Here is a 12,782-nt window from a genome sequence, read left to right on the forward strand (position 1 = left end):
CCCCCCCCCCCCCCCCCCCCCCCCCCCCCCCCCCTTATTTCAAGCAGAAGACGGCATACCAGATAATGGCGTATGTCTCGTGGGCTCGGAGATGTGTATAAGAGACAGGAGTGCGCTGAGCGACATTGACGGTCTGCTGTTCACCGGCAGTGCCGGAACGGGGTATCAGCTGCATCGTCAGCTGGCGGGGCAGCCGGAAAAAATTCTGGCGCTGGAGATGGGCGGCAACAACCCGCTGATTGTGGAAGATCCGGATGATATCGATGCCGCGGTCCATCTGACCATTCAGTCGGCGTTCATTACCGCCGGACAGCGCTGCACCTGCGCCCGCCGCCTGCTGGTTAAGCGCGGCGCGCAGGGGGATGCGTTCCTGAAGCGTCTGGTGGAGGTGAGCGCGCGTCTGGTTCCCGCGAAATGGGATGCCGAGCCGCAGCCGTTTATCGGCGGGCTGATCTCCGCGCAGGCGGCGCTGAACGTGCTGAAAGCGTGGCAGGAGCACGTGGCGCGTGGGGCGAAAACCCTGCTGGAGCCGAAACAGGTAACGCCGGGCACGTCGCTGCTGACGCCGGGGATTATTGAGATGAGTGCGACGAGCCACGTGCCGGATGAAGAGGTCTTTGGCCCGCTGCTGTGCGTCTGGCGCTATGACGATTTTGAGTCGGCGATCGAGATGGCCAACAACACCCGCTACGGCCTGTCGAGCGGCCTGATATCGCCGCATCGCGAGAAATTCGAACAACTGCTGCTGGAAGCGCGCGCCGGGATCGTGAACTGGAACAAACCGCTGACCGGTGCGGCGAGCACCGCGCCGTTTGGTGGCGTAGGGGCGTCGGGCAACCATCGCGCCAGCGCCTGGTATGCCGCCGATTACTGCGCGTGGCCGATGGCAAGCCTGGAAACCCCGGCGCTGACGCTGCCGGAGACGCTGAATCCAGGGCTGGATTTTACAGAGGGTGACGCCCATGAAAGCGCGTGAGGTTAACTTTGACGGCCTCGTGGGGCTGACGCACCACTATGCCGGGCTGTCGTTCGGTAATGAAGCCTCGACGAAGCACCGTTTCCAGGTCTCGAACCCGAAGCTGGCGGCGAAGCAGGGTCTGTTGAAAATGAAGGCGCTGTCCGATGCCGGTTTCCCGCAGGCGGTGATCCCGCCTCAGGAGCGACCAAACGTGGACGTGCTGCGCCAGCTGGGGTTCAGCGGTACGGATGAACAGGTGGTGGAAAAAGCAGGCACGCAGACGCCACACCTGCTTTCGGCGGCCAGTTCAGCCTCCTCGATGTGGGTGGCGAATGCCGCCACCGTTGCGCCGTCGGCGGATACGCTGGACGGCAAAGTGCATCTGACCGTTGCTAACCTGAACAACAAATTCCACCGCGCCAGCGAAGCGGAGACAACCGGGCGCGTGCTGCGCGCCATTTTTAATCATGAAGCGCATTTCGAGGTGCATTCGGCGCTGCCGCAGGTCGCGATGTTTGGCGATGAAGGGGCGGCAAACCACAACCGTCTGGGCGGCGACTATGGCGAGCCGGGTTTGCAGCTGTTTATCTATGGACGGGAAGAGGGCGGCCACGCCGCGCCGGTTCGTTATCCGGCGAGACAAACTTTAGCCGCAAGCCAGGCGGTTGCGCGGCTGAACCAGGTTAATCCTTCTCAGGTGATTTTTGCCCAGCAAAATCCGCAGGTGATCGACCAGGGCGTGTTTCATAACGACGTCATTGCCGTTTCCAACCGTCAGGTGCTGTTCTGCCACGAGCAGGCGTTTGCCCATCAGGAAAAGTTGCTGGCCACGCTGCGCGAACGCGTGCCGGGATTTATGCCGATTCAGGTGCCCACGCAGGCGGTAAGCGTGCAGGATGCGGTCGAAACGTATCTGTTCAACAGCCAGCTGCTGAGCCGGGATGATGGCAGCATGATGCTGGTGCTGCCGCAGGAGTCCCGCAACCATCAGGGCGTCTGGCGCTATCTGAGCGAACTGGTGCAGGCGGATAACCCGATTGATGAACTGCGCGTGTTTGATCTGCGGGAAAGTATGGCCAACGGCGGGGGACCGGCGTGCCTGCGACTGCGCGTGGTGTTAACGCCGGAGGAGATGCAGGCCATGAATCCGGCGGTGATGATGAACGACACGCTGTTCAATACCCTCAATGACTGGGTGGACCGCTATTATCGCGACCGTCTGGTTCAGGCCGATCTGGTTGATCCGCAGCTGCTGCGCGAAGGCCGCGAGGCGCTGGATGCATTATCGACCATCCTGCAACTGGGATCGGTTTATCCGTTCCAGCGCTAAGGAGATGATATGGAAAACTTACTGGCGCTGACGCTGGCCGAAGAGACACCGGAGCGGCAAGAGGGGGAAGGCCCCTCGTTCCACTGGCGATGGCTGGGGCCGGGCATGCTTGAACTGACGCCGACGGGGGAATATGACCTGTCGCTGCTGCTTTCGACCGGCATTCACGGAAACGAAACCGCGCCCGTGGAGATTGTCGATCTTTTGCTGCGCGCGCTGTTTCGCGCAGAGATCACGCTGCACTGCCGTCTGCTGGTGGTGCTGGGAAATCCGCCTGCGCTGGCGCAAAATAAACGGTATCTCGTGAGCGACATCAACCGCATGTTTGGTGGTCGCTGGGCGCAGTTTCCACAGAGTGATGAGACGACACGCGCGCAATGGCTGGAGAAGGTGGTCACGGCGTTTTTTGCCGGGGCGGGGGAAACGCGCTGGCACCTCGATCTGCATACGGCCATTCGCGCCTCGTACCACGTGCGTTTTGGCGTGTTACCGCAGCGTCATCAGCCGTGGGATGAGGCGTTTCTGACCTGGCTTGGCGACGCGGGGCTGGAGGCGCTGGTTTTCCACCAGACGCCAGGCGGCACGTTTACCCACTTCACCTGCGAAAATGTTGGCGCGTTATCCTGCACCCTGGAGCTGGGAAAAGCGCTTCCGTTCGGGCAAAACGACCTGACGCGTTTTGCCCCTACGCATCAGGCGCTTCGGGCGTTGCTCGCCGGGGTTGCGGCGGAACCCTCCCGGGAACCCGTTGTGCGCTATCGGGTCGTGCAGCAGATCACGCGTCAAAGCGAGGCTTTCCAGCTACATATGGCGCCCCATACGCTGAACTTTACGCCGTTTCGCCAGGGCGTCCTGCTGGCGGAAGATGGTGAGACGCGCTATGCGGTACAGAAATCCACGGAGTATGTTTTATTTCCTAATCCGTCGGTCGCGTTTGGTTTGCGAGCTGGCCTGATGCTGGAAAAAATGCCCTGATCGTCTCCCCTCGCGCAGACCGGAGGGGAAATGAAGAATAAATTTCTTAGCGTTAAAAGCGCTCTGGTATTGTTTGCGGAATATTCCTGGAGAATTGCTTTATTATTAAACGGCACTTCGCTATACTTCTCCACAATCTCTTTAAAATCATCCTGTTGAATATTTTTGTTTCATCTCTCCACGCTTTTTCCTTAATTTCTCCACAATTGGTGGAAAGTTGTTTTTTACACTTTCATTGTTTTACCGTTGCTCTGACTAATTGACGATAAACCCCGTAAAGTTAATCTCGTCAACACGGCATAGCGCCGAAGAATAACTGAAAGTAAGGAAAGACATTATGCGTAAATTAACTGCACTGTTTGTTGCCTCTACCCTGGCTCTGGGCGCTACCAGCATGGCGTTCGCCGCCGATACCGCGACCACTACCGCCGCGCCGACGGAAGGCAAAATGATGATGCATCATAAAGGCAAGCCGGGTATGCACCATGAGATGATGATGTTTAAAGATCTGAACCTCACCGATGCGCAGAAGCAGCAGATCCGCGACATCATGAAAAGCCAGCGTGACCAGATGAAACGTCCTCCGCTGGAAGAGCGCCGCGCAATGCATGACATCATTGCCAGCGACAGTTTCGATAAAGCAAAAGCGGAAGCGCAGATCGACAAAATGGCCGAGCAGCATAAAGCGCGCATGCTGGCCCACATGGAAACCCAGAACAAGATTTACAACATTCTGACGCCGGAACAGAAAAAGCAATTTAATGCCAATTTTGAGAAGCGTCTGACAGAACGTGCAGCGCCGGAAGGTAAAATGCCTGCACCAACCGAATAATCGGTTCACTCTCTTAAGACCGCCGGGCTCCTGTCTACAAAAGCGAAAACGCTGTGGACAGGACCGGCGGTTTTTCTTTTATCCCATGCCTAAGGTCTGGCCTGACTGCTGCCGATAATACGTCTGTGAAAATGCCCTGGCGCACGTTGCGTCCTTCAGGAGTGGTCATGGAATTCTTTGATATCCGTAAAATGCCGGTCAGTCTCTGGCGTAATGGTGGGGGTGAGACGCGTGAGATTTGCTGTTTTCCTCCCGCGACGCGGGATTTTTTCTGGCGGGCCAGTATTGCCTCCATCGCCAGTAATGGCGAATTTTCCGCGTTCCCGGGCGTTGACCGGGTGATTACGCTGCTGGAGGGCGGCGAGGTGACTCTGGATGCAGGCAGGGCGTTTTGTCATACCCTGAAGCATCATCAGCCTTACCGATTTGCGGGCGATCTGGCGGTGAAAGCCGTGCTCACAGAGGGGCAGATGTCGATGGACTTCAACATCATGACCCGACGGGACTGCTGTCAGGCAAAGGTGCGCGTTGCTACCCGGACGTTCACTACCTTCGCATCACGCGGTGGGGTGGCCTTCGTATTAAGTGGCGCCTGGCAACTGGGCGACAAATTACTGACCGCCGATCAGGGCGCCAGCTGGGAAGCGGGCAGTCATACCCTCCGTTTACTGGAAACGAAGGGGTCGCTGCTGTTCAGTGAAATTACCTGGCTGCCGGGTCATTGAGGACGATGATCTCATATTTTCCGGTTAACAGTGGCTTGCAGAGAATTTTGTAACCATCCTGATCGAAACCGGCAGGGGTGCGCAGCAGAGCGGTAGCGTCATCCAGACTTTCAACGGCGCCAAGCCAGAGCCAGTTGCGGATGATGTGATAGTGCGTCATCCCATCGCGGGTTTCTTTCAGCGCCACCGCGCCTTCCCACGGCCAGCAGTTAACGCTGATAGAGGCAAGGCCAGCCATAAACCGGGCATGATGGTCTTCAACGCTCTCTTTTCCACAGCACGCCCCGGCGCAGCGTTTCAGCGCTGAGCGGAAACAGGCGCGACCACGGGTGGTGGCTTCCAGTCCTAACAGGCCGTAACAAAGCTGTAATTCATCAGCCAGGGATTGCAGGGTTTGCAGTGCGGCACGTTTGTTGGCAAACAGACCGTAAAGATTGGGTTCATGCGAAAAATCCACTTCCCGGGCATAAACGACCTGCGGTTTTCCTGCGTTAATCTGCAAGGAACACAGCTGGCGGTTGCGGCGCAGGCGTTTGTTAAACAGCGGCTGCTGTTCCTTGATGAGCCGGGCTTCGAGCAGAAGCGCGCCCAGTTCGCCTGCCGTCTCGATCCAGGTGATCCGCCGGGACTGCCTGAGCATCGATGCTTCATCCGGCGTACGCAGGTGCGACATCACCCGGCTGCGGATATTCACGCTTTTGCCGATATAGAGCGGCATGGTGTCGCTGTCGCCGTGGAAGAAATAGACGCCAGGCTGTTTAGGCAGTGCCTCAAGCCAGGGGCGAAGATGCTCGGGATATTCGTAGATAGCCGCCGCTTCGAACTCAAGACGCGGGGCGGATTGACGCCTGCTCACATACTGCTCCATATACTGTTCAGGCATACAGTGTAGCAGGTGTTCGGTGGTTAAAAAAGAGCCGGGTGGCGGCTACGCCTTACCCGGCCTGCAAAGCGGAGTTACCGTTTTGCTTTTACTTTTTCCAGAAATCATCAAACACCGTAATGGGCGGACGGCGCTTGTGCTCGGTTTTCAGATACCAGCCTTCGATAATTTTAGCGGTACCTTCGTCGAGCGTTTTGCCTTCCAGATAATCATCGATGTTGTCATACGTGACGCCCAGCGCCGCTTCATCCGGCAGGGAAGGGCGATCGTCCTCCAGGTCCGCCGTTGGCGCCTTCTTATACAGGTGCTCCGGGCAGCCCAACGCCGCCAGCAGTTGCTTGCCCTGACGCTTGTTCAGGCGGAAGAGGGGGTTGATATCCGTGCCGCCATCGCCGTATTTGGTGAAGAAGCCGGTGATGGCTTCCGCGGCGTGGTCGGTGCCGACGACGACCCCTTTGGTCATCCCTGCGATACTGTACTGCGCTTTCATGCGCTCACGGGCTTTCTCGTTGCCGCGGACAAAATCGCTCAGTTCAATACCGGCTTCACGCAAGGCCTGCTCGCTTGCCAGTACCGAACCTTTGATGTTTACGGTAAGAACACGGTCCGGCTGAATAAACGCAATCGCATCCTGACAGTCCTGCTCGTCGGCCTGCACGCCATACGGCAGACGTACGGCAATAAATTGCAGCGCGGTGTCACCTGTCTCGTCACGCAGCTCGGAGATGGCCATCTGGCTCAGCTTACCGGCCAGAGTGGAATCCTGACCGCCGCTGATGCCCAGCACCAGCGTCTTCAGGAAAGGGTGTGCAGACAGGTAAGCTTTCAAAAAATCAACGCTACGACGGATCTCTTCATTGGCATCAATCGCAGGTTTCGCGCCCAGCGCCTGAATAATTTCTTGTTGCAGAGCCATTACGCCCTCCCTATGCAGAACCAAACAGAAAGTGTGATCTGTTAAAACTAACCCTTTGTCGGGGAAACGACAAGGATCACAGTTTTGAGTGTACTGTTTTACAGCGATTTAGCAGCTTACCGTTGTTTTATTAGAATTTTCCGAAATTCGTCTGGCGTAACTCGCAAAGTTGAACAATAGTAATTTTTATCCCATGCTTAGTTAACACGCTGATAAACAAGAGGACGGAATATGAACAAGAACGTAGCAGGAATTTTAAGCGCAGCGGCGGTACTGACTATGCTGGCAGGGTGTACAGCTTACGATCGCACTAAAGATCAGTTCACACAGCCAGTGGTAAAAGACGTCAAAAAAGGCATGACGCGTTCCCAGGTTGCAGCCATTGCCGGTAAACCTTCTTCAGAAGTCACGATGATCCACGCGCGTGGTACCTGCCAGACGTACATTCTGGGTCAACGTGATGGTAAGGCAGAGACCTACTTTGTCGCCCTGGATGATACGGGTCACGTGATCAATTCTGGTTACCAGACCTGTGCCGAATACGACACCGACCCACAGGCACCTAAGGCACAGTAAGCCTGCTTGCCTGAGAGCGTTAACAAACCGGCCGGAAGGCCGGTTTTTTTATGCATACGTGAATCTTATTTCTTGGCGCGAATTATTTGCCTGAAATGTGAAGGTAGTCAACAAGCTAGGTCAATGAGAGACAATTTCAGTCTATCCAGAATTATCCCCTCCCTGTACCATTGCGTATACTCACTTCAACGACAAACAATGTTCAGCACACTGCCCGTCAGCCAGGATAGCGAGTCGAGTGATAGCGCGACGGCGGGTAGCCAAACAAGAGGGAAGTTATCATGGAAAAGAAACATATCTATCTGTTCTGCTCTGCGGGCATGTCCACTTCGCTGCTGGTTTCCAAAATGCGCGCGCAGGCCGAAAAGTATGAAGTCCCTGTGGTGATTGAGGCGTTTCCGGAAACGCTGGCGGGCGAGAAGGGCCAGACAGCAGACGTTATTTTACTCGGGCCGCAAATCGCTTATATGCTGCCAGAAATTCAACGTCTGCTACCCAATAAGCCGGTCGAAGTGATCGATTCCGTTTTATACGGCAAGATCGATGGTTTAGGTGTATTAAAAGCTGCCGTTGCGGCGATTAAAAAAGCTGCTAATTAATTTTTTATTTTTCCCGTCAAAGAGTTATTTCACACACAATATGCCGTAACGGTCGTTGCGGCCTTTAAGGGTATTTTCCTATGAGTAAAGTCATCGCTTCACTTGAAAAGGTACTCCTTCCTTTTGCTGTTAAAATAGGAAAGCAGCCTCACGTTAATGCCATTAAGAACGGCTTTATTAAATTAATGCCGTTGACATTAGCCGGGGCAATGTTCGTTTTAATTAACAACGTTTTTCTGAGCTTTGGAGAAGGTTCCTTTTTTTATTCATTAGGAATTAGGTTAGATGCTTCAACTATTGAAACCCTTAATGGTTTAAAAGCCATTGGCGGCAACGTATACAACGGTACGTTGGGTATTATGTCGCTAATGGCGCCTTTCTTTATCGGAATGGCGCTGGCGGAAGAGCGTAAAGTGGATCCGCTGGCGGCAGGCTTACTGTCCATTGCCGCGTTCATGACCGTCACACCGTACAGCGTGGGCGACGCTTATGCCGTTGGCGCCAACTGGCTGGGTGGGGCAAACATCATTTCCGGTATTATTATCGGGCTGGTGGTGGCCGAAATGTTCACCTTCATTATTCGCCGTAACTGGGTAATCCGCTTGCCGGATAGCGTTCCGGCCTCTGTTTCTCGTTCATTTTCCGCGTTGATTCCGGGCTTCATTATTCTCTCCATCATGGGGATTATTGCCTGGGCGCTCTCTCACTGGGGAACTAACTTCCACCAGATCATTATGGACTCTATCTCAACGCCGCTGGCGTCGATGGGTAGCGTGGTCGGTTGGGCGTATGTCATCTTTACCTCCCTGCTGTGGTTCTTCGGCGTGCATGGTTCACTGGCACTGGCGGCGCTGGACAGCGGTATTATGACCCCGTGGGCACTGGAAAACGTCGCGCTTTACCAGCAGTACGGCTCCGTCGATGCGGCGCTGGCGGCCGGTAAAACCTTCCATGTGTGGGCGAAGCCGATGCTTGACTCCTATATCTTCCTGGGCGGTACCGGGGCGACGTTGGGTCTGATCATCGCGGTCTTTATTGTCTCTCGCCGCGCTGACCATCGTCAGGTTGCGAAGCTGGCCCTGCCGTCAGGCATCTTCCAGATTAACGAGCCGATCCTGTTTGGTCTGCCAATTATCATGAACCCGGTGATGTTCATTCCCTTCATCCTGGTTCAGCCGCTGCTGGCCGCGATTACGCTGACGGCGTACTACCTGGGCATTATCCCGCCGGTGACCAACATTGCGCCGTGGACGATGCCGGCTGGTCTGGGCGCGTTCTTCAACACTAACGGTAGCGTGGCCGCCTTCCTGCTGGCGATATTCAACCTCGGGATTGCAACCCTGCTCTACATGCCGTTCGTGGCGATTGCGAACAAGGCCGCAACGGTTATCGATGAAGAAGAGAGCGAAGAGGATATCGCCCTCGCACTGAAATTCTAAAATTGCACGGCGCGGGGCAACCCGCGCCAGCGGAAAGGAGCTTAAAGATGTTAGATTTAGAGAGTATCGTTGCCGAAGAAACCGCAGAGAACGATCTGGAAGAGGTGGTGATGGGCCTCATCATCAACTCCGGGCAGGCGCGCAGCCTGGCGTATGCGGCGCTCAAGCAGGCTAAGCAGGGCGATTTCGTTGCCGCGAAAACCATGATGGAGCAGTCCCGTACGGCGTTAAACGAAGCGCATCTGGTGCAGACGAAGCTCATCGAAAGCGACCAGGGCGAAGGGAAGATGAAAGTGAGTCTGGTGCTGGTACATGCGCAGGATCATCTGATGACCTCCATGCTGGCACGCGAGCTGGTAGCGGAGCTCATCGAGCTTCACGAGAAGATGCAATAAGTCAGTTGCAGTAGCAGGAGGTCAGCACGATGGAAATCAAAACCGCACATGAGCAGCAGCTGTTTAATGGCAAGAATTTTCACGTGGTGATTTACAACAAAACGGAGAGCGCCAGCGGTCTGCACCAGCATGACTACTACGAGTTCACGATTGTTCTGACCGGCCGCTACTATCAGGAGATCAACGGTAAGCGCGTCCTGCTTGAGCGTGGCGATTTCGTCTTCCTGCCGATGGGATCTTATCACCAGAGCTTTTATGAGTTTGGCGCGACGCGCATTCTGAACGTAGGGGTGAGCAGGCGTTTCTTCGAGAAGCACTATCTGCCGCTGGTGCCGTTCTGCTTTGTGGCGTCACAGGTGTATCGCGTTAAAAATGAGTTTATGGCCTGGATTGAAACGGTTATCGCCTCGCTGAATTTCCGCGACAATGAATTTGATGAATTTATTGAAACCGTGACGTTCTACGTCATGAATCGCCTCCGCCATCACCGTGAAGAACAGCAGGTGGTGGATGATATTCCTCAGTGGCTGCGCAGTACCGTGGAGCTGATGCATGATAAAGGACAGTTCAGCGATAACGCCCTGGAGAATATGGTGGCGCTGTCGGGTAAATCGCAGGAATATTTGACGCGCGCCACGCAGCGTTATTACCGTAAAACGCCTGTGCAAATCATTAATGAAATCCGCATTAACTTTGCCAAAAAACAGCTGGAAATTACTAACTACTCTGTCACCGATATCGCTTACGAATCGGGTTACAGTAGCCCCAGCCTGTTTATTAAAACCTTTAAAAAATTGACTTCATTCACACCGAACAGTTACCGCAAAAATTTAACGGTAATTAATTAACTTTCGGCGGTTTATCCGCCAGGAACAGTGACGTAATGGCTTGCCCAAATAGCGGGAAGAGTACGCTATACCTTGCAGGCGATTAACCTGATACGCTAAGGGAGATATTATGCAACAGAAATTAAAAGTCGTAACCATTGGTGGCGGCAGCAGCTATACCCCGGAATTACTTGAAGGTTTCCTGAAACGGTATCATGAATTACCGGTCAGCGAATTATGGCTGGTGGATGTTGAAGAAGGTCAGGAGAAACTGAATATTATTTTTGAACTGTGCAAACGCATGGTTGAAAAAGCGGGCGTGCCCTTAACCGTGCATAAAACGCTGGATCGCCGCCTGGCGCTGAAAGATGCTGACTTCGTAACCACGCAGCTGCGCGTCGGCCAGCTGAAGGCGCGTGAGCTGGACGAGCGCATTCCGCTGAGCCACGGTTATCTGGGCCAGGAAACCAACGGGGCAGGTGGCCTGTTTAAAGGCCTGCGTACCATTCCGGTCATTTTTGACATCATTAAAGACGTGGAGGAGATCTGCCCGAACGCCTGGGTGATCAACTTTACTAACCCGGCCGGGATGGTCACCGAGGCAGTCTATCGCCACACCGGTTTCAAACGTTTTATCGGCGTCTGCAATATTCCGATTGGCATGAAGATGTTCATCCGCGATGTACTGGAACTGACCGATCACGATGACCTGTCCATTGACCTGTTCGGCCTGAATCACATGGTCTTTATCAAAGATGTGATAGTGAACGGGCAATCGCGCTTTGCGGAACTGCTCGACGGCGTCGCCTCTGGCCGCCTGACCGCGGCCTCGGTGAAAAATATCTTCGATCTGCCGTTCAGCGAAGGGCTGATCCGCTCCCTGAATCTGCTGCCGTGCTCGTATCTGCTCTACTACTTCAAGCAGAAAGAGATGCTGGCCATTGAGATGGGCGAATACTACAAAGGTGGCGCACGCGCTCAGGTTGTGCAGAAAGTAGAGAAGCAGCTGTTTGATTTGTATAAAGATCCGAACCTGAACGTCAAACCGAAAGAGCTGGAGCAGCGCGGCGGGGCATACTATTCGGATGCCGCGTGTGAAGTGATTAACGCCATTTACAATGACAAGCAGGCCGAGCACTATGTGAACGTTCCCCATCACGGGCACATCGACAATATCCCGGCAGACTGGGCCGTTGAGATGACCTGCATCCTTGGGCGCGAGGGGGCAAAACCGCATCCCCGCATTACCCACTTCGACGATAAGGTGATGGGGCTGATTCACACCATCAAAGGCTTTGAAGTGGCAGCGAGCAATGCGGCCCTGAGCGGCGAACTGAATGACGTGCTGCTGGCGCTGAACCTCAGCCCGCTGGTGCATTCTGACCGTGACGCTGAAAAACTCGCGAGTGAGATGATCCTGGCGCATGAAAAATGGCTGCCAAACTTTGCTGCAACGGTTGAGAAACTGAAACTCACACACCGTTAAGAGGAGGCGCGATGGAAAACCTGCTGATCGTCAATGCCGATGATTTTGGCCTGTCAAAAGGGCAGAACTACGGCATTATTGAAGCCTGTCGCCGTGGCGTCGTGACCTCTACAACAGCGCTTATCAACGGTGAGGCGGTGGAACATGCGGCGCAGTTAAGCCGTGAGCTGCCCGAACTGGGCGTGGGCATGCACTTTGTGCTGACGCTTGGGTTGCCCCTTTCACCGATGCCGGGTCTGACGCGCGAGGGGCAACTGGGGAAATGGATTTGGGAAATGGCGGAGCAGGACGCTCTGCCGCTCGATGAGATTGCCCGCGAGCTGGATTGCCAGTTTAACCGCTTTGTGGATGTGTTTGGCCGCGAGCCTACCCATATTGACAGCCATCATCATGTGCATATGATCCCGGCGATTTTCCCGCTTGTGGCAGAGTTTGCGCAACGTAAAGGCGTGGCGATGCGCGTGGATCGTGAGGTGCGCGGGTTGCCGGACGTCGCGGTAACGTCAACGGAGGGGTTCAGCAGCGCATTTTATGGCGACGAAATCGACGAAGCGCTGTTCCTGAAGGTGCTGGATGACTCCGCCGCAAAAGGGGAGCGCTCGCTTGAGGTAATGGCGCACCCGGCGTTTGTCGATCAGATCGTACGTAAGAGCGCCTACTGCTGGCCGCGTCTGGCGGAACTGGAAGTGCTGACGTCGGCGTCGTTGAAGTACGCGATTGCCGAGCGCGGATATCGTCTGGGGACGTTCAGGGATCTTTGAGTTAAAGCCCGGTGGCGAGGTAAAAGCAAAACGGTAACCTTTTGGTTACCGTTTTTATTGTTTTCTCCCTCTCCCGAGAG

13 protein-coding genes and 1 pseudogene are annotated in these 12,782 nt (G+C 54.9%); 12 read left to right on the top strand and 2 right to left on the bottom strand.

The window, feature by feature from the left end:
- Positions 1-124: 124 nt before the first annotated feature.
- The 5 genes and pseudogenes from ACNQ0W_RS10840 to ves all read left to right on the top strand — a co-directional run.
- A pseudogene (locus tag ACNQ0W_RS10840) lies at positions 125-976 on the top strand (aldehyde dehydrogenase family protein); the annotation flags it as partial.
- A complete protein-coding gene (gene astB / locus ACNQ0W_RS10845; RefSeq protein WP_045344212.1) occupies positions 963-2,288 on the top strand; it encodes an N-succinylarginine dihydrolase in 1,326 nt (441 codons plus the stop codon). The pseudogene ACNQ0W_RS10840 and the gene astB, both read left to right, overlap by 14 nt.
- Before the next feature lie 9 nt (positions 2,289-2,297).
- Positions 2,298-3,263, top strand: coding sequence for a succinylglutamate desuccinylase (gene astE / locus ACNQ0W_RS10850; RefSeq protein WP_062932548.1), 966 nt, complete (start codon positions 2,298-2,300; stop codon positions 3,261-3,263).
- 337 nt (positions 3,264-3,600) lie between these two features.
- Positions 3,601-4,095, top strand: a complete 495-nt coding sequence (spy, locus tag ACNQ0W_RS10855) for an ATP-independent periplasmic protein-refolding chaperone Spy (RefSeq protein WP_015570753.1) — start codon at positions 3,601-3,603, stop codon at positions 4,093-4,095.
- 167 nt (positions 4,096-4,262) lie between these two features.
- Entirely contained in the window at positions 4,263-4,820 is a 558-nt protein-coding gene (ves, locus tag ACNQ0W_RS10860) for an environmental stress-induced protein Ves (protein WP_062932549.1), read from the top strand.
- On the opposite strand, the gene cho is transcribed toward ves, so the two are convergent.
- Both cho and nadE read right to left on the bottom strand, forming a co-directional pair.
- Complete coding sequence (gene cho, locus ACNQ0W_RS10865; RefSeq protein WP_074135694.1) at positions 4,798-5,676, bottom strand: excinuclease Cho; 879 nt, start codon at positions 5,674-5,676, stop codon at positions 4,798-4,800. The two genes, ves and cho, sit on opposite strands and share 23 nt — an antisense overlap.
- Before the next feature lie 115 nt (positions 5,677-5,791).
- Positions 5,792-6,619: an ammonia-dependent NAD(+) synthetase gene (nadE, locus tag ACNQ0W_RS10870; protein WP_003857837.1), complete on the bottom strand. Its 828-nt coding sequence runs from the start codon at positions 6,617-6,619 to the stop codon at positions 5,792-5,794.
- Positions 6,620-6,850: 231 nt separating this feature from the next.
- Between nadE and osmE the strand changes: the two genes are divergently transcribed.
- The 7 genes from osmE to chbG all read left to right on the top strand — a co-directional run bounded on the left by osmE (position 6,851) and on the right by chbG (position 12,702).
- Positions 6,851-7,195 (top strand): osmotically-inducible lipoprotein OsmE, encoded by a 345-nt coding sequence (gene osmE, locus ACNQ0W_RS10875; protein WP_003857836.1) that lies wholly within the window; start codon positions 6,851-6,853, stop codon positions 7,193-7,195.
- 281 nt (positions 7,196-7,476) lie between these two features.
- A complete protein-coding gene (chbB, locus tag ACNQ0W_RS10880) occupies positions 7,477-7,794 on the top strand; it encodes a PTS N,N'-diacetylchitobiose transporter subunit IIB (protein ID WP_015570750.1) in 318 nt (105 codons plus the stop codon).
- Between the two features lie 80 nt (positions 7,795-7,874).
- On the top strand, positions 7,875-9,233 hold the full coding sequence (gene chbC, locus ACNQ0W_RS10885; RefSeq protein ID WP_017384664.1) for a PTS N,N'-diacetylchitobiose transporter subunit IIC: 1,359 nt from the start codon (positions 7,875-7,877) through the stop codon (positions 9,231-9,233).
- A 47-nt stretch (positions 9,234-9,280) separates the two neighbouring features.
- Complete coding sequence (gene chbA, locus ACNQ0W_RS10890) at positions 9,281-9,628, top strand: PTS N,N'-diacetylchitobiose transporter subunit IIA (RefSeq protein WP_003857835.1); 348 nt, start codon at positions 9,281-9,283, stop codon at positions 9,626-9,628.
- A 29-nt stretch (positions 9,629-9,657) separates the two neighbouring features.
- Complete coding sequence (chbR, locus tag ACNQ0W_RS10895) at positions 9,658-10,476, top strand: transcriptional regulator ChbR (RefSeq protein WP_062932551.1); 819 nt, start codon at positions 9,658-9,660, stop codon at positions 10,474-10,476.
- Between the two features lie 109 nt (positions 10,477-10,585).
- Complete coding sequence (locus ACNQ0W_RS10900) at positions 10,586-11,941, top strand: 6-phospho-beta-glucosidase (RefSeq protein WP_047051479.1); 1,356 nt, start codon at positions 10,586-10,588, stop codon at positions 11,939-11,941.
- Between the two features lie 11 nt (positions 11,942-11,952).
- Positions 11,953-12,702, top strand: a complete 750-nt coding sequence (gene chbG / locus ACNQ0W_RS10905; protein WP_062932552.1) for a chitin disaccharide deacetylase — start codon at positions 11,953-11,955, stop codon at positions 12,700-12,702.
- Positions 12,703-12,782 lie beyond the last annotated feature (80 nt).

Source organism: Enterobacter cloacae complex sp. 6730903 (assembly GCF_048283985.1).
GTDB lineage: Bacteria > Pseudomonadota > Gammaproteobacteria > Enterobacterales > Enterobacteriaceae > Enterobacter > Enterobacter hormaechei_C.